This is a genomic window from Pararhizobium sp. PWRC1-1, from assembly GCF_049897905.1.
GTDB lineage: Bacteria > Pseudomonadota > Alphaproteobacteria > Rhizobiales > Rhizobiaceae > Pararhizobium.
Genome location: NZ_JAFCXE010000025.1, coordinates 45,336 through 60,840 on the forward strand (window position 1 = coordinate 45,336; position 15,505 = coordinate 60,840).

Sequence of the window (15,505 nt, forward strand, 5' to 3'; positions counted from 1 at the left end):
CGGCTTCAACAGCATAAAGCGGAGGACTTTCATCATGACCCTGAGCGCCAACGATGCGCGTCCTGTCATTGCGCTCGCCATGGGCGATCCGGCAGGCATCAGCCCCGAGCTGACCGCCAAGCTCCTTTCGATGGACGATATTCGCGATGCATCCCATCTGGTCGTCATCGGCGATCGGCGTATTCTGGATGAGGGTGCGCAATGCGCCGGGCTGACGCTCGATCTTGCCTCCGCGTCGCTTGAGAATTTCGAGAGTGCTGGCACTGACCGGCATGTTTTCATCGACCTCGCCCATCTCGATCCGGCTGATGTCGATCGCGGCGAGGCAACGCTTGCCGGCGGCACATTCGCCACTACCAATTTCCGTACTGCGCTGGAATTGGCTGACAAGGGCCGGGTGCAAGCCGTCTGCTTCACGCCCTTCAACAAGAAGGCGATGCGCTTTGCCTATCCGGGCTATGACGATGAAATCCGTTTCGTTGCCGACGTCATCGGCTTTACCGGCAAGGTGCGGGAGTTCAATGTTCTGGAAAAGGTCTGGAATGCGCGCGTTACCTCGCACATTCCGCTGTCCGCCGTTGCGTCCAGTCTGTCGGTCGACGGCATTCTCGCCGAAATCGAACTGACGCGGCAGTGCCTCAAGGCGGCCGGTTATGACAATCCGCGCATTGCGGTTGCAGGTCTGAACCCACATGCGGGTGACGGCGGCAGCTTCGGCATGGAAGAAATCGACATCATCGAGCCGGCCGTGCAGTTTGCCCGCCAGCGTGGATGGGATGTCGAAGGCCCCTTTCCGGCCGACACGGTCTTCCTGCGGGCGCTAAAGGAAAGTTTTCAGGCGGTTTTGACCATGTATCACGATCAGGGTCAGATCGCGATGAAGATGATGGGCTTCGACAAGGGCGTGACGATGATGGGCGGACTGCCATTCGCTCTGTGCACACCCGCTCACGGCACTGCCTACGACATTGCCGGCAAGGGTATTGCCGATGTTGGCGCGAGCCGTGAGGCCATTCTTCTGGCAGCACGCATGGCGAAACGAACTGCGGCACAGGCCCCTGCCGCCTGAATTCGACCTGTTTTGGTTTCTACCGGCGTGGAGGAGGTCCACGCTGTTCATTCAACGGAGGAGTTTTTTATGAAAAAATCAGTCTCAATCGCGTGCATCATGGTTGCCGCATTCGGCGTGGCAGCCCCGGCAATGGCTTTCGAGCCGAACCGTCCGGTCGAGTTCGTCGTCACGGCCGGCCCCGGCGGCGGCACGGACATCTTCGCGCGCACCATCCAGTCGATCATCGCCAAGTATGAGCTGATGAAGGCGCCTGTCGTCGTCACCAACAAGGGCAGCGCCGGTGGCGCGGAGGGCTTCGTTTATGCGGCTGGCTACAAGGGCGATGCCTACAAGCTCGCCTTCGGCACCAACAATGCCTATCTGCTGCCGGTTCGTGCCAAGGTTCCCTACAAGTCGGAAGACCTGACGCCTGTCGCCGCACTTGCCGCCGATGAGTTCATACTCTGGGTCAACGGCAAGGCCGACATCAAGACGGCCGCTGATTTCGTCGCCAAGGCCAAGGAATCCGGCAACTACAAGGTTGGCGGCAGCCAGTCCAAAGATGTCGACCAGATCCTGACTTCGATGATCAACGATGCGGCGGGTACCAAGCTCGGCTACATCCCGTTCAAGAGCGGCGGCGAAGCAGCCGTTCAGCTGGCCGGCGAGCACATCGCCGCTAACGTCAACAATCCCAGTGAAAACCTCGGCCAGTGGCAGGCAGGCATGGTCAAGCCGGTCTGTGTGTTCAAGTCCGAAAAGCTGAAGAGCGACGGCAAGGTTGCTGGCGAACAAGGCTGGGGCGATATCCCGACCTGCAAGGAGAGCGGCATCGCGATCGACAGCTATTCCATGCCTCGCACCGTCTGGCTGCCGGCTGGCGTGGAACAAGACGTTGTTGATTTTTACGCCGGCGTGTTGAAGAAGGTGTCCGAAACACCAGAATGGGCCAAGTATCTTGCTGATACATCGCAGTCTGCTGATTACATGAGCGGCGCCCAATTCGCCGATTTCATCAAGACCAACGAGGCTTCGGTGACGCAAGTGCTGAAGCGCGAAGGCTGGCTGGCGAACTGAACCCCTTGAGGTTCCCTGCGGACGCTTTGACAGCGTCCGCATCCACCGGAAAGGTTTTGAACGATGAGCGAGAACACCGCCAAGGGACTGTCCCGTTTCGCGATGGAAGCCGGCGTCGCCCTGTTGACCGGGGCCTTTGGTGCGGCCGTCTGTTACGGATCGGTCGAGGCCGGAACGGGCTGGACCGACATGGGGCCAGATGCCGGGTATTTCCCCTTTTACATCGGTCTGCTGATCATCCTGGGCAGTGCCGCCAATCTCGTCGGTGCGGTGGTCAAGCATCGCGGCAGCGGCGAGATCTTCTTCGAGGCTTCGCGGTTCAAGGTCGTGCTGTCGTTCCTGCTGCCGCTTATAGCCTTTGCCGCAGTCTCCACCTTTCTCGGTCTCTATGTCGGAACCGCGCTCTATATCGCCGGCGCCATGACATTCCAGGGCCGCTATAAATGGTGGATCGGCCTGCCTTCGGGCATCACGGTCTCGCTTCTCTTCTTCGTCATCTTCGAAATCGGCTTCAAGGTTCCGCTCCTGAAAGGTCCGGTCGAGGCGTGGTTCGGGATCTATTGATCCCGCCGCCTTGTTGTCTTTAGGAGGAAAGACATGGAAAATATCGGTCTGCTGATCGATGGCTTTGGCCATATCCTGAGCTTCAACCATATCCTGCTGATGATGCTGGGCGTGACGCTCGGCATCCTCGTCGGCGTGCTTCCCGGGTTGGGGGCTCCCAACGGTGTGTCGCTGCTTTTGCCGCTGACATTCTCGATGGACCCGATCTCGGCGATCATCCTGTTGTCGTGCATGTACTGGGGCGCGCTGTTCGGCGGCTCAACGACATCCATCCTGTTTAATATCCCGGGCGAACCCTCGTCTGTCGCAACGACCTTCGACGGCTACCCGATGGCAAAATCCGGCCAGGCGAGCCGGGCGTTGACGCTTGCCTTCGTGTCCGCCGGTATCGGCGCGCTCGCTGGCGTCGTGATGATCACGCTCTTGTCGGGCTGGGTTGCCAATTTCGCGCTGCGCTTCTCGTCGCCCGAATACTTCGCCGTCTATTTCCTCGCCTTTGCCAGCTTCATCTCGATGGGCGCGCAATCGCCGTTCAAGACGCTGGTCTCGATGATGCTCGGCTTCGCGCTGGCGTCTGTCGGCATGGACACGATTTCCGGCAACCTGCGCCTCACCTTCGATATTCCCGAGCTGATCAAGGGCGTTTCCTTCCTGATCGCCGTCATGGGCCTGTTCGGTATCGGCGAACTGCTGTTGACCACCGAAGAAGGACTGCGTTTCGAAGGCATCAAGGCCCGCGTCAAGCTTTCCGAGATCGGCCGTACGCTGATGGAAATGCCGCGTTACTGGTTCACCATCCTGCGCTCCACCATCATCGGCATCTGGATGGGCATCACGCCCGCTGGCCCGACGGCTGCGTCCTTCATGAGCTACGGCGTTGCCCGTCGTTCTGCCCGGGACAAATCGATGTTCGGCAAGGGTGATCCGCGCGGTATCGTGGCACCGGAAACGGCTGACCATTCGGCTGGTACCTCGGCGCTGCTGCCGATGCTGGCGCTCGGCGTGCCTGGCTCGGCAACTGCCGCCGTCATGATGGGCGGACTGATGATCTGGGGCCTGACGCCTGGCCCAACACTGTTCACCGACCGGCCGGACTTCGTCTGGGGCCTGATCGCCTCGATGTATCTCGGCAATATCGTCGCTGTCGTCCTGGTCCTTGCCACCGTGCCGCTCTATGCGTCGATCCTGCGTGTACCCTTTGCCATCATCGGCCCGATCATCGTCGCCGTCATCTTCTCCGGCGCCTATCAGGTGGCGAATTCGGTGATGGATATCTGGTTGGTCATCGCCTTCGGTCTGCTCGGCTACATTTTCAAGAAGCTCGACTATCCGCTGGCACCGCTGGTGCTCGCCATGGTTCTCGGCGACAAGGCCGAGGATGCTTTCCGTCAGTCGATGCTGATGTCGAATGGTGAGCTCTCGATCTTCTGGTCGAATAGCCTTGTCTCCGGCCTGATGGCACTGGGTCTGGCGCTGCTTTTCTCGCCGCTGGTGTTCTGGCTGATCGGTCTTGTCCGTGGTTCCAAAAATGAAACCCCAGCATCAGCCAATGATGGAAAAACGGCGGTCTGACCGGCCGCCGCATGTCCCGGAAATTTCAAGGATGGAACCATGACTGCTGAACCGTGCCGATGGAATAGAGAGACTTGGCCGATCGCCGCCGCGATGATCCAGTATCCGAACGCCCTGCCCGAAGCGCGTTCGGTTCAGGACCAGTCCGTCGAGGAATGGGCAGAGACCCTGGCTGATGTCGTCGACGCCGGCTTCACCGAACTCGACCCGACTGACAGCTGGATCCGGCTTGCGGATCTTTCGCCAGCGCGGCTCGATGCTTTCGTCGCGTTGACGCAGTCGCTGGGGCTGACGATGCCGGCAATCTCGACGGCGCGCCGCAGCGTTATCGATGAAAAGCACGGCGACGACTATCTTGCCTATGGCCACCGGGTCATCGAGACGGCGAAGGCGATCGGTGCCGGTTCCGTATCCTTCGGCCTGTTCGAGGCACTGACCGATGCGCAGAAAAAGGCACTGTGGTTCTGGACTGTCGATGGCGCGAAAAATCCGGATGACGCGGCGACATGGGGCAAGGCCGTGGCGCGCATCCGCGAACTGGGACGTCACGCCGAGGCGCTCGGGATCGAACTGGCGCTGGAGATGTACGAGGACACCTATCTCGGCACGGCTGAAAGCTCGGTTCGTTTTGTCGAGGATATCGGCCTTGCCAATGTCGGCATCAATGCGGATCTGGGTAATCTCATCCGGCTGCACCGCCCGGTCGAGCACTGGCAGGACATGATGGCCAAGGTCGCTCCCCATGCGAAATACTGGCATGTGAAGAACTACACCCGCACGGAGGACCCGACATCGGGTGTCATTGTCACGCATCCGGCCCCACTTGAATCAGGTATCATCAATTATCGCGCCGCCATTCGCATGGCGCTGGCCCATGGGTTTTCGAGCCCCTTCCTTTGTGAACATTATGGCGGCGACGGGCTTTCCGTGAGCGCCGCGAACCGCAATTATCTGAGGCGTATTCTGCCTCGCGATCAAGGACAGACGTCATGACGACTATTTTCGATGAACCCGAGGATTTCGCAACCACCGCTCTTGCTGGCTTTGCCGCGATCTATAGCCGTTATGTCCGTCACGTGAAGGGCGGCGTCGTCCGCTCGACGAAGGTGCCGAAGGGCAAGGTATCGGTGGTGATTGGCGGCGGCTCGGGCCATTACCCGGCTTTCGCCGGTTACGTCGGCCCTGGCCTTGCCGATGCGGCGGTGGCTGGCGATGTGTTCGCCTCACCGTCGACTGCCGCCGTAGCGCGCGTCTGCCGTCATGCCGATCAGGGCGGCGGTATCCTGCTCGGTTTCGGAAACTATGCCGGTGACGTGCTGAATTTCGGCGTCGCGGCAGAGCGTCTGCGGGCCGAGGGCATCGATGTGCGCATCGTGCCGGTGACCGATGATGTGGCCAGTGCCCCAGCGGATGCAGCCGCAAGACGCCGTGGTATCGCTGGCGATCTCGTCGTCTTCAAGATCGCTGGCGCGGCTGCTGAAGCAGGCATGAACCTTGACGAGGTCGAGCGCGTGACGCGCCATGCCAATGACCGCACTGTTTCCTTCGGCGTCGCCTTCAAGGGCTGCACGCTACCGGGTGCCAACGGTCCGTTGTTTACTGTCCCGCACGGGCAGATGGCGCTGGGTCTCGGCATTCATGGCGAGCCGGGCATCAAGGACGAAGCGATTCTTCCCGCCAAGGATCTCGCCAAATTGCTGACCGAAAAACTGCTTGCCGAGCGTCCGGCCGGGACAACGAGGGTTGGCGTTATCCTCAACGGGTTGGGCGCGACGAAATATGAAGAGCTGTTCGTGCTCTGGACGTCGGTTTCGACGCTGTTGAAGGACGCCGGGCTGGATGTCGTAGCGCCGGAAGCTGGTGAATTTGTCACCAGCCTCGACATGCAGGGTTGCTCCCTGACGCTTCTCTGGCTCGATGACGGGTTGGAAACGCTTTGGTCGGCAGCCTGCGATACGCCGGTCCTGCGCCGTGGTGCGACGTTCACGACGGAACCTGCTACCGATGTGTTTGATGACGTCGAAGGAAAGATGGTGTTTGCCCCGTCATCCGACGCATCGAAGGAAGCCGGAAAATGCGTTGCTGGTCTGCTCTTGTGCATTGCAGCAGCGCTGAAGGATGCGGAAGACGAACTTGGCCGGATCGACGCCCATGCGGGCGACGGCGATCATGGTCAGGGCATGCGCCGGGGTTCGGCTGCAGCACTTGACGCTGGCAATGCTGCAGTTGCCGCAGGTGCGGGAGCAGCCAGCGTTCTGGCTGTTGCCGGTGATGCCTGGGCTGACCGTGCCGGCGGAACATCGGGCGCGATCTGGGGCCTGCTGCTACGCTCCTGGAGCAATGCGCTGAGCGACAGTGATGCAATCGAGAAAGATGCGGCCGTCAAGGGCGCCCGGCTTGCGCTCGAAGGCGTCACCCGGCTCGGCCGGGCGCAGCTTGGCGACAAAACCCTGGTCGATGCGCTGATCCCGTTTGTGGACACGCTGGAGCGAGAGGCTGCTTCCGGAAAATCCCTAACGGCAGCCTGGTCGCTAGCAGCAGACGCTGCAAAATCCGCTGCCGATGCGACCTCGGCCCTGACCCCGAAATTGGGCCGCGCCCGGCCACTGGCCGAAAAGAGCATCGGCCATCCCGACGCCGGGGCCGTTTCTCTGGCGCTCGTCGCGCGAGTGGCGGCCGATTACATGTCGAAGAACGTTTCGAAATAAATCGTACCGCACCTCTCCCGACCGGTCATGTACGTTTATGGCCGGCCGGTTTTGTTTCAAGGTGGCGCGTATTCAGCCCCGCTGAGCCAGTTCTCTATCGATCGCCGAAACAAGTCGCCCGTCCTCGGCGGTGACATCCGGTGAAAAACGGGCAGTGACCTTGCCGTCGCGGCCGATCAGGAATTTTTCGAAATTCCACAGTACGTCGGCCTTGTTCTCCGGCTCGACACCATAGCCCTTCAACCGGTCGCGCATCGGACCTTCACCGATGGCGTGCGGCGCAATCGTAGTCAGGCTGCGATAGAGCGGGTGAACCGCCTCCCCCTTGACGGAAATCTTCGAAAAGATCGGGAATTGCACGTCGTAGGTGCTGGTGCAGAATTCGACAATCTCGGCTTCGGTTCCGGGCTCTTGTCCCATGAAGTTGTTGGCCGGGAAGGCGAGGACAACCAGTCCCGCGTCGCGCTTGGCCTCATATAGCTTTTCAAGGCCTTCATACTGCACAGTCAGGCCGCATTTCGACGCGACGTTGACGACCAGCATCACACGTCCGCGAAATTCGGCAAGCGTCGTCTGGCGTCCGTCCGCTGTCTTGACCGGGATATCCAGTGGGGTAGATGTCACGTTGTCCACTCCGCTCCCGATGGCAAAACCGGAAAGCCGGGGGGAGCTCTGCGTCCCGATCAATCCTTGTCGTTGAATATCTGGTAGAGAATGCCAAGTCCACGCTGACCGTCACGATTGCCGATGGCAGCCAACGCCTCGAACACCCGTCGCGCGTCGGCGTAGCGTTTCAGCTTGAGATAGGCATAGCCGCGCAGCGAGAGAAGGTCCGTGCGTTCGGGACCGAGCTGCTTCAGCTGGTCCAGCACAAGGATTGCTTCGCGCGGACGGCCGCCGTCGAAGGCTGCGACGGCTTTGTCGGCCAGAATGGACTGCTGCAGCTCCAAAGCCCGTTTACGGTTCTGCGGTGCCTTGACGGCAGCCACCGCCGCCTTGCCTGCCAGGCCTGCACGAAGATAGGCAAGGCTCTGGCCGTAGGCAGCGTCTTCGCGTGTTTTCGCTGACGATCCGAGCAGTCCAACCTCGAAGGACGCCGCGGCTTCCATCGGCCTGTTCATGTCCATCAGGCACCAGCCGCGCGTCAGCGCTGCCTCCGGTGCGAGGGTCTGCGGGTTGATCGTGGATTTGCAGCCGCGACTGACCGGGGCCGCCGCCCGCGGGCGGGCAACCATATCGACTGCTGGGCGCTCGCCGATTTCATCCACGACGGCTGCAGGCCGGGCCTGGCGGCTGACGGCCACTGTTCCGTCGGGTACCGGCAACTGCCTCCCGTTGGTTTTGACCGGTTCATCGACCTCGCCAACCTTGGCTATGCGTTCCGAGCGGCCAGCCCAGAGCCGTTGGATTTCGGCAAGGCTCTTCATGTCTTCCAGCTGCAGGTAGGTCACTGCCAGTCCGTAGGCAGAAGGCTCGTCGTCAAGCTTCCAGTTGAGCGCGGTCTTGAACCATTGCAGAGCAGTCTGCGGCTGATTGAGCGCACGGGCATACCAGCCGAACTGCTGCGCGGTCGATGCATCACGCGATTTTATCGCTTCGGCGGCAATGCGCTTCAGTACGTCTGCCGAAATCGGGACGGGTGGCTCAAGCGCAAGAAGGTTCGCCGTGGCGGCAAGATAGACCGCCTTCGCATCCTTGGAATCGTCGCGCCACCGATACATCGTATCCTCGGCGGCAAGCTGGTCATTGCGATCGATCATTGTCAGCGCCAAGCCTTGCGACGCAGACGCTGTATCTTCTTTGTCACGAGCTTTGCGGAACCATTTCTCCGCGTTCTCCATATTTCCACGCGGCAGGTAGTACCAGCCGAGCAGCAAGGCGTCGGCGGCCAATCCGCGGGTCTCGGCAAGTTGCTCGACGCGTGACAGATATTGCGGCGAAACGACAATCTTTCCGTCGGCATTGGCTTCAGCGATAAAGCGGCGCGCGAGATCGTCGCGGATGCTATCGAACTCCATCGTGCCGTCTGGCGCGGTCTTTTCCTTGGCGAGAAGATCCTCGACGTTTCTGGAGGGAAGAAGTGCTGCTGCCTTCTGAACTGTCGCAAGGCGCTCGGCGGTGTTGTCGCAATTGGTGAGGATATAGCCGTAGGCGTCGGTGGCGCGCTGTACCTTGTCCGTCTGGGAGAAAGCTTCAGCCACCCGCCAGAGGACATCGACTTCGCTGCAAGTCAGCAGGCTCGGCGTCTCCGAACCGAGCCGCACGACGGTGTCATATTGTTTCAGGTCCGAGGCGTTGATCAGGCGCATGCGGGCTTCCGCTACGTTGAGCCGGTCGATCAGGTCTGCAGGCGGCTTCCACGCCGGTTCCGAAACCTGCCGTTCCGCAATCGCCTTGCGAACTTCGGCGTAGCGCGCCTGGGAATAGAGCTGCCACATCGCCTCCAGTTGTGTGTCTGCATTCTGAGGCACAGCCAGCGGGTCCTTCGGCGGCACCCAATCGGGATAGAGGGCCTTGAGACGGGAGATTTCCGCCTGCAGCCTTGCCGTATCGCCACGGCTTGCGAAGTAACGCAACGCGCTTTCATCGACACCGGAGGCCGTGGCAGCCGTTACCACGGTGTCGAGCATGGGCTGGGCCGAACGCTTGATCTCCTGGAAAACCGGCGGCTTTGCATCATTGACAGTCACCGCCTGCTGCTGCGGCACCAGCCTCGATGTTGGCGGCGTGCGCTCTTCTTCGCCTGCCGGAAGGAATGTCTCCATCGCATTTTTCACATAGTCTGGCTTTTTCATCCCGACGATGCTGACGGCCACTATGACCGCTGCTGACAAAGCGATGAAGGACGACTTCATAAACACTCCGGCTGTTTCGCGGCCGCAAACGATAACCCCAGCAAGTGGAGCGTCGAAGGATAATACTGTGTCGGCACAAACTGTTTCACATCGACCGGCAGAGCGGTCTTATCCAACACACAGGCCAGAAGATGGTTAACAATTCGATAACCGGGGTCTGAAAGGTTGTCCTTGGTCTCCCCTGATTGTATATCTATGGTTGCTGAATTGCCGTTCTCACCCGTCATGCCTTGCGTCAGTCTTGTCAGCAGTTGGCGATCGGTACTGCCGTCGCGCATCAGATAAAGCGGGATGCGCAGTGCGTTGTAACCAAACTCTTCCGGAAATCCGGCTGCGGGTTTGGGAGACGATTTGAGTGAAACCCAATCCGAGGGCAATTGCTTCGGACCGAAGCGCAAATCCCTCAGGATTGCTATGCCGTCATCGTGCAGTTTTGCCCAAACCGGTGACGGAGCCAGCTGATCGAGCATGGGAAAGGCTTCGAATATCCAATAGGATGGATTGATGACCGGCCCATCTTCCCTGTCAGCCGCAGAAAATCCACTCGCGGCCGGCAGAAGCAAAGTCCGGCCAGCGTTCGAAATGACGGTTTTTTCCAGTATCGCGCGCGCTATGGCCGCACCGGCTGCCGTAAAGTCTGGCCGTTTCCATTGTTTTCCGGCAAGACCCAGGGCATAGGCGATCAGAATATCGCCGTCTGTTGCATTGTTGATGTCGGTGACATGTGGCTTGGCACCGGGAACCCATTTCCATGCGGCCAGGCCGTCGCTGCGCAAGAGAAGCTCGGTGCGCGTAAACGACCAGATCAGTGTGAAATCCGGAGGGCTGTTGGCAAGAACTGACAGCAGCAACCCATAGCCCTGCCCCTCGCTGTGGCTGATATTGCCGTTGGCATCGTCGATGATACGGCCCCCGGGATCAAGAAACTTAGCCTTATAGGCCTGCCAGGCCTCCGCTGAGATCGACGGTTGCTGTGCAGCCGCCGAAGCGTTTGCCAGGCACAGGCTGAACAATCCGGCAAGGAAGGCCGCAAGCAGCTTTTCCATCATTGCCGTCGCCCCAGATTGCCGAGCAGGCTAGCAGTCGCCAGCCCCAAAATGAGAACCAGGATCACGAGCAGAACGGCATAGGACAGAATATTGGTCGATAACCAGTTGGCGGCGATAAGCCGGTAATTAGATAAAGAAGCAGGTTGCGTAGGCAAGAACGAAAATGTGGTGACCGGGACGGTTTGAACGGACTTCGTCCCCTGTTCATAAGTGGTCATCTGGCCGGCCAGCTGCTGCCAATACCCCTGCGCACTCAGCGCCACCATGCCTTCATGCAGGTCCTTGCCGGTCGGGGCGGCCACAAGGGTCCAGTGGCCTATTCCGTCCGGGCTTGGTCCTTGGGCAACCAGCAACGATGCCTCGCTCGACGGCACGAAGTTGCTTTCTGAGACCGGCGCAAAACGCAATGACGACAGGGTTATATCGAAATTCTGCTTCGCCCAGTCTTCCAGGGCATTGATTTGCTCGCTCCAGAGGCCGCCGCGCAACTTGCTGCGCCATTCATCGAGAGCTGTCTGCGTATCGACACCATCGGTCTGGCCGCCGGGATCCGGACCCCAGGTGTTGCGGCTCGCCTCGTCGATGTTCATCTGGGTAAAGACCATCTGGGGCATCTGTGAAAGGGAGCCGATGAAAATTGCATTTCGATTGCCGATCAACGCCGGAGACGCCACCGTCTCGATGGCAACTGGCCGTCCTGCGCCAACGGCCAGCCGGCCGAGGAACGTCGCTGCGGCTGAAAGGGTATCGGCATCGATCCGGTCCATGAAGAGCGGCGTGGGAGCGCCGCTTCTGCCGTAGGGAGCGCCGGTTCCGGCTGTCCCTGCCAGGTTGGGCAGCTGGCCGATACGCGCAAAGTCGGGCATATGGAACTCGGACGTATCGAAAAGTGCGAAACGTGGCGTCTCGAGGCCTGTGGTTCCCGGCGCGCAGACGGCGTCGTCCTTTGTCTCGAGAATAGCTTCAATTGCTATCGTGTTCACGCCTGGACGGAAATGCCGCATCGTCACATTGATTGGCAGATGCCGCAGGATACCGCCGCCTGACGAGGTGATTGGTACCGTTGAAGCAATGCTTCCATTGACATAGACATCGATATGACTGCCGGGCAGCACGGTCGATGCGTAGGCGGCATCAAGAAGGATGACAGCTTCGCCGTATGAAGAAGCGTAGAAATCGGAGGGGACAGCAATGATAAAATCACTGCGAAATCGTCTGCCGGAAAACTCCTCTGTCCGTAGCCCAAGCTGGGAAAAACGCAGTCGGGTATCGGAAAAGAGGAAGGGTGCGTCTGGAGCGCGCCAGCGCTGCGTGGTGATCACTTCGCGTCGAACCGGAGCGGCCGTCTCGGTGGGCGCGACAATGCTTTCGATCGCCGCCTGGATAGCCTGCCATGACGCTCCGGTTACCAAAAGAACCGGCGAGCCTGATGCCGGATCCGTGACAAAGCCTGCGAAGGCCGACCCGGCAGCGGTAACCGGGAGGGATGGAAGATACGGCAGCAACTCGGCTGGTGTACCGACCAGAACCGTCATCTCGCCGGGTGCCGGCGCCCTCATGATGGTCCTGCTGAAGGAGAAGGATTGGTTCGGCATATCGGCCAGAACCGCCAATCCTTGGGAAAGCCGCATCAGCGGTATCGTGGCACCGGGTTGCTCAAGCGCAGGGACCACGAAATTGAAACGCGTCCGACCTTCTTCGTTGACGCCGACGGCCTTGATGTCATCCAGGCTTTGCAGGCTCTGTGACGTGTTATCGGCAAAGCCGATATAGGTCTTTTCCGCATCGAAGTTCGACCAGAGTTCATAGGTCGATTGAACGGAGCAATCCGTGCGGTGACGCTGGTTTGCTTGCATCCGGATCAGGTTCGCGCCTGGCTTCAGCACCCCCTTTGGCAGGTCCAGGCTGCGCTCGGATATGGATTCCGATGAACGGATGGCTTCGTCGGCGATTTTCGTATTGTTGACCTCGATCGACAGGCGCGACGTTTCCGGCGCGACGAAAATCGAATTTTGATAGCCGATATTGAGTTTTGTTGCGTCGGCCGCCTGTTGCGGGGTCAGGTAAACGGACCAGGTCAGGTTTTCAAATTCGCCAGTCAGGCCCAGATTGCCGTTTGGAAGAACATATCTTTGAAACGCCTGCACCTCAGCCGGTTCGACAACCGGTGTGACGGTGACCGGTTGCGATGCCGGTGTATTCGTCCCTTGATCGGGCGCCGGCGACACCAGCGCGGGGCTATCTGCAGGCCGTTCGGGGGTCATGTCAAAGGGCAGATTTTGAGCATGTAGCGAAGTACCGGACAAGGTCTGGAGGGTAATGGTGAGAAACAGCGATCTGATCATTTTTTCGCCCCAGCAGTTTTGCGGGTCTTGTCGCTCGATCCACGATTGCTGAAGAAATAAGCCAGGCCTCTGGTCGTCTGGTAGAAAGCAAGTCCGAAGAACCAGAATGTGCCGCGGAAAAGACCGGGATTGCCCCGGCGCGACCGTTGGAATTCGGTCCATTGCTGCGAATTGGCAAAAATGAGATCGGCGACCAGACTATGATGGTGCGCAACCTCCGGCAGATATTGACAGCCCAACGTGATGATATCGCCGTCCACCTGGCTGTTGCGAATAGCGACCGGCAAGATCTCCTCGATATTGCTGCCGTGGGGCTTGAACCGGATCAGGCCGCGTGTATCGACAGGCAGAGACCCAATGGTCTTCGCATAGACGTTGATCCGGGCCCCGTTCACGGAGACGTCGTCGATCGTGGCGGAGTACCATTTATCGTCGAGGCCGAACTCACACCGGCGCGTTACCTTGACACGCCGTGTCGCCGACAGCTCACCGCGCTCGGACACGACACCGAGCGCGCAGCCGGCCAGGATGAGATTGAGCAAATTCCAGCCGCCGACGACAAGTGTGACATCTGCCTTGTAGGGTTCCGTATAGACCCGGTAGACGGTGACGATCAGGGCAAGCACCAGGACGCCAAAGATGATGAAGAAAGGCCTGCTGATTTCAGATAGCCGGCTGACAAGGACGGATTCGTCCTTCGCCGTTACCTTGAAACTCGGTTTCCTTGGATTGAGGATCGCCGATATGACCGCAGGCAGAAGATGAACAGTCTGAACATATTCATAGAGCTCTGAAATCCAGGGCCAGCGGAACGAACCGTATAAATAGTTCTGCATCATCAGGTTCACCAGCATGTAGGCAAGCGTATAGCCCAGGAATTCGCCGCCGGATGCCGTGAAGATTTCCAGATCGAAAAACAGATAGCAGAGCGGGGCAAACAGAAAGATCGTGCGCGGGAACGGAAAGAGCCAGAAGAGGGTCGACGACATGTAGCAAAGTCGCTGCGGGATCGACAGGCCACGCTTCAGGATCGGGAACTTGAACCGCAGGATCTGCATCATGCCTTGCGCCCAGCGGCTGCGCTGACCAATGAAGCTGGCAAACGTCGCTGGCTGCAGTCCGGCAATCAGCGGGCGGTCGACATAGACGCTGTTCCAGCCTTTCGCATGCAGATCGATCGCGGTTTCGCAGTCTTCGGTAATGCTGACGCCGCTGAATCCCCCGGTCTGATTGAGCGCTTGCCGGCGCAGTACCGCCGCCGAACCGCAGAAGAATGATGCATTCCACTTGTCGAGGCCGCGCTGGATGATGCCGTAAAACATCTCGTTCTCGCTCGGCATCTTTTCGAACGTTCGCAGATTGCGCTCGACCGGATCTGGATTGAGAAAGAAGTGCGGGGTCTGAACCAGGAACAGCTTCGGATCGTCTTCGAAATAGCCTACCGTCTCCAAGAGAAAATCGCGCGCAGGGGCGTGGTCGGCGTCAAAGATTGCGAGCAACTCGCCTTGCGAATGCTGCATGCCGTTATTGAGATTGCCGGCCTTGGCATGTTCGTTGCGGTCGCGCGTCAGATAACGCACATCAAGATCGCCACAGAGGATCTGCAATTCCTGATGCCGGGCTTTGGCCATCTGGTCTTCGAGCAGATTTGCCGAAGTCCGCTTCTGGAGCGTGCCACCGTCATCGAGGAGCCAGACGGTCAGCTTGTCGGCGGGATAATCCATCGCTTTCGCTGCGGCCAGGGTATTGGCGAGAAGTTGTGCGTCTTCGTTGTAAGTTGGCACAAAGACGTCGACACTTGGGTAATTGCCCGGAGAAGCAGCACGCGAGGGGCGCGATGGCAGCGGCATGGAGACGACGAACAGGCTGAGCGCCAGCATCATGACGCTATACATTTCCGCCAGATAGAGCAGGAAGCCGGGAATGAAATTTTCAAGCTGGTTGATCGGCGGCAGCGTGCTGGTGGTGCGCCAGTAAACGTAACGCATCACAATCGCCGTGCCGAAGGCCAGCGCAGTGAGACGCCATGTCCCTTCTGCCCTCAAGATCTTGATCACGGCCATGAAGGTAACGACGGCGATGCTGGCGATCAGCTGTGTTTGCAGATTGATTGGTAGGGTAACCAAGGCAATGACGCAAAGAGACGCAATTGCCCAGAAAACTATAATGCCGGCTTTGCGCATGGTTGTTGCCTTTCACGAGGCCGTTTGTCGGCAAGTCAATTGCCAACCGAAGTCCTCAAACGCCATGGTCAACTCAAACTGCAACCGGCAGTTCGGACCAT

General features: G+C 59.4%; 11 protein-coding genes. 6 read left to right on the forward strand and 5 right to left on the reverse strand.

The genetic code is table 11. From position 1 onward, the window contains the following. Positions 1-34: 34 nt before the first annotated feature. From ACP7E0_RS28665 to ACP7E0_RS28690, 6 genes are all read left to right on the forward strand, one after another. A complete protein-coding gene (locus ACP7E0_RS28665) occupies positions 35-1,069 on the forward strand; it encodes a 4-hydroxythreonine-4-phosphate dehydrogenase PdxA (protein ID WP_426129978.1) in 1,035 nt (344 codons plus the stop codon). Between the two features lie 69 nt (positions 1,070-1,138). Beyond that, complete coding sequence (locus ACP7E0_RS28670; protein WP_426129980.1) at positions 1,139-2,128, forward strand: Bug family tripartite tricarboxylate transporter substrate binding protein; 990 nt, start codon at positions 1,139-1,141, stop codon at positions 2,126-2,128. A gap of 63 nt (positions 2,129-2,191) precedes the next feature. Next, a complete protein-coding gene (locus tag ACP7E0_RS28675; RefSeq protein ID WP_426129981.1) occupies positions 2,192-2,692 on the forward strand; it encodes a tripartite tricarboxylate transporter TctB family protein in 501 nt (166 codons plus the stop codon). A 33-nt stretch (positions 2,693-2,725) separates the two neighbouring features. Beyond that, positions 2,726-4,264: a tripartite tricarboxylate transporter permease gene (locus ACP7E0_RS28680; protein WP_426129983.1), complete on the forward strand. Its 1,539-nt coding sequence runs from the start codon at positions 2,726-2,728 to the stop codon at positions 4,262-4,264. 39 nt (positions 4,265-4,303) lie between these two features. Next, positions 4,304-5,257 carry a sugar phosphate isomerase/epimerase family protein gene (locus ACP7E0_RS28685; protein ID WP_426129985.1) on the forward strand — a complete coding sequence of 318 codons (954 nt, stop codon included), beginning with the start codon at positions 4,304-4,306 and terminating at the stop codon, positions 5,255-5,257. Next, positions 5,254-6,972: a dihydroxyacetone kinase family protein gene (locus ACP7E0_RS28690; RefSeq protein WP_426129987.1), complete on the forward strand. Its 1,719-nt coding sequence runs from the start codon at positions 5,254-5,256 to the stop codon at positions 6,970-6,972. The genes ACP7E0_RS28685 and ACP7E0_RS28690 overlap by 4 nt, the downstream gene beginning before the upstream one ends. A 72-nt stretch (positions 6,973-7,044) precedes the next feature. Here ACP7E0_RS28690 and ACP7E0_RS28695 read toward each other — a convergent pair whose 3' ends face one another. From ACP7E0_RS28695 to bcsA, 5 genes are read right to left on the reverse strand one after another with little or no spacing between them, the layout of a single operon-like run. Further along, complete coding sequence (locus ACP7E0_RS28695; RefSeq protein WP_426129988.1) at positions 7,045-7,596, reverse strand: glutathione peroxidase; 552 nt, start codon at positions 7,594-7,596, stop codon at positions 7,045-7,047. A gap of 59 nt (positions 7,597-7,655) precedes the next feature. After that, the gene (locus ACP7E0_RS28700) at positions 7,656-9,827 is read right to left on the reverse strand and encodes a tetratricopeptide repeat protein (protein WP_426129990.1); all 2,172 of its coding nucleotides are present in this window, start codon (positions 9,825-9,827) and stop codon (positions 7,656-7,658) included. Beyond that, positions 9,824-10,873 carry a glycosyl hydrolase family 8 gene (locus tag ACP7E0_RS28705; protein WP_426130065.1) on the reverse strand — a complete coding sequence of 350 codons (1,050 nt, stop codon included), beginning with the start codon at positions 10,871-10,873 and terminating at the stop codon, positions 9,824-9,826. The genes ACP7E0_RS28700 and ACP7E0_RS28705 overlap by 4 nt, the downstream gene beginning before the upstream one ends. Then, a complete protein-coding gene (locus ACP7E0_RS28710) occupies positions 10,873-13,221 on the reverse strand; it encodes a cellulose biosynthesis cyclic di-GMP-binding regulatory protein BcsB (RefSeq protein WP_426129991.1) in 2,349 nt (782 codons plus the stop codon). Before ACP7E0_RS28710 ends, ACP7E0_RS28705 begins: the two co-directional genes overlap by 1 nt. Continuing rightward, the gene (bcsA, locus tag ACP7E0_RS28715) at positions 13,218-15,404 is read right to left on the reverse strand and encodes a UDP-forming cellulose synthase catalytic subunit (protein ID WP_426129993.1); all 2,187 of its coding nucleotides are present in this window, start codon (positions 15,402-15,404) and stop codon (positions 13,218-13,220) included. The genes ACP7E0_RS28710 and bcsA overlap by 4 nt, the downstream gene beginning before the upstream one ends. Between the last annotated feature and the right edge of the window lie 101 nt (positions 15,405-15,505).

Excerpts from the sequence above, each read along its gene's own strand:
- bcsA (WP_426129993.1), bottom strand. The coding sequence starts at position 15,404 with ATGCGCAAAGCCGGCATTATAGTTTTCTGGGCAATTGCGTCTCTTTGC.
- ACP7E0_RS28665 (WP_426129978.1), top strand. The coding sequence starts at position 35 with ATGACCCTGAGCGCCAACGATGCGCGTCCTGTCATTGCGCTCGCCATG.
- ACP7E0_RS28670 (WP_426129980.1), top strand. The coding sequence starts at position 1,139 with ATGAAAAAATCAGTCTCAATCGCGTGCATCATGGTTGCCGCATTCGGC.
- ACP7E0_RS28690 (WP_426129987.1), top strand. The coding sequence starts at position 5,254 with ATGACGACTATTTTCGATGAACCCGAGGATTTCGCAACCACCGCTCTT.
- ACP7E0_RS28685 (WP_426129985.1), top strand. The coding sequence starts at position 4,304 with ATGACTGCTGAACCGTGCCGATGGAATAGAGAGACTTGGCCGATCGCC.
- ACP7E0_RS28675 (WP_426129981.1), top strand. The coding sequence starts at position 2,192 with ATGAGCGAGAACACCGCCAAGGGACTGTCCCGTTTCGCGATGGAAGCC.
- ACP7E0_RS28705 (WP_426130065.1), bottom strand. The coding sequence starts at position 10,873 with ATGGAAAAGCTGCTTGCGGCCTTCCTTGCCGGATTGTTCAGCCTGTGC.
- ACP7E0_RS28680 (WP_426129983.1), top strand. The coding sequence starts at position 2,726 with ATGGAAAATATCGGTCTGCTGATCGATGGCTTTGGCCATATCCTGAGC.
- ACP7E0_RS28710 (WP_426129991.1), bottom strand. The coding sequence starts at position 13,221 with ATGATCAGATCGCTGTTTCTCACCATTACCCTCCAGACCTTGTCCGGT.
- ACP7E0_RS28700 (WP_426129990.1), bottom strand. The coding sequence starts at position 9,827 with ATGAAGTCGTCCTTCATCGCTTTGTCAGCAGCGGTCATAGTGGCCGTC.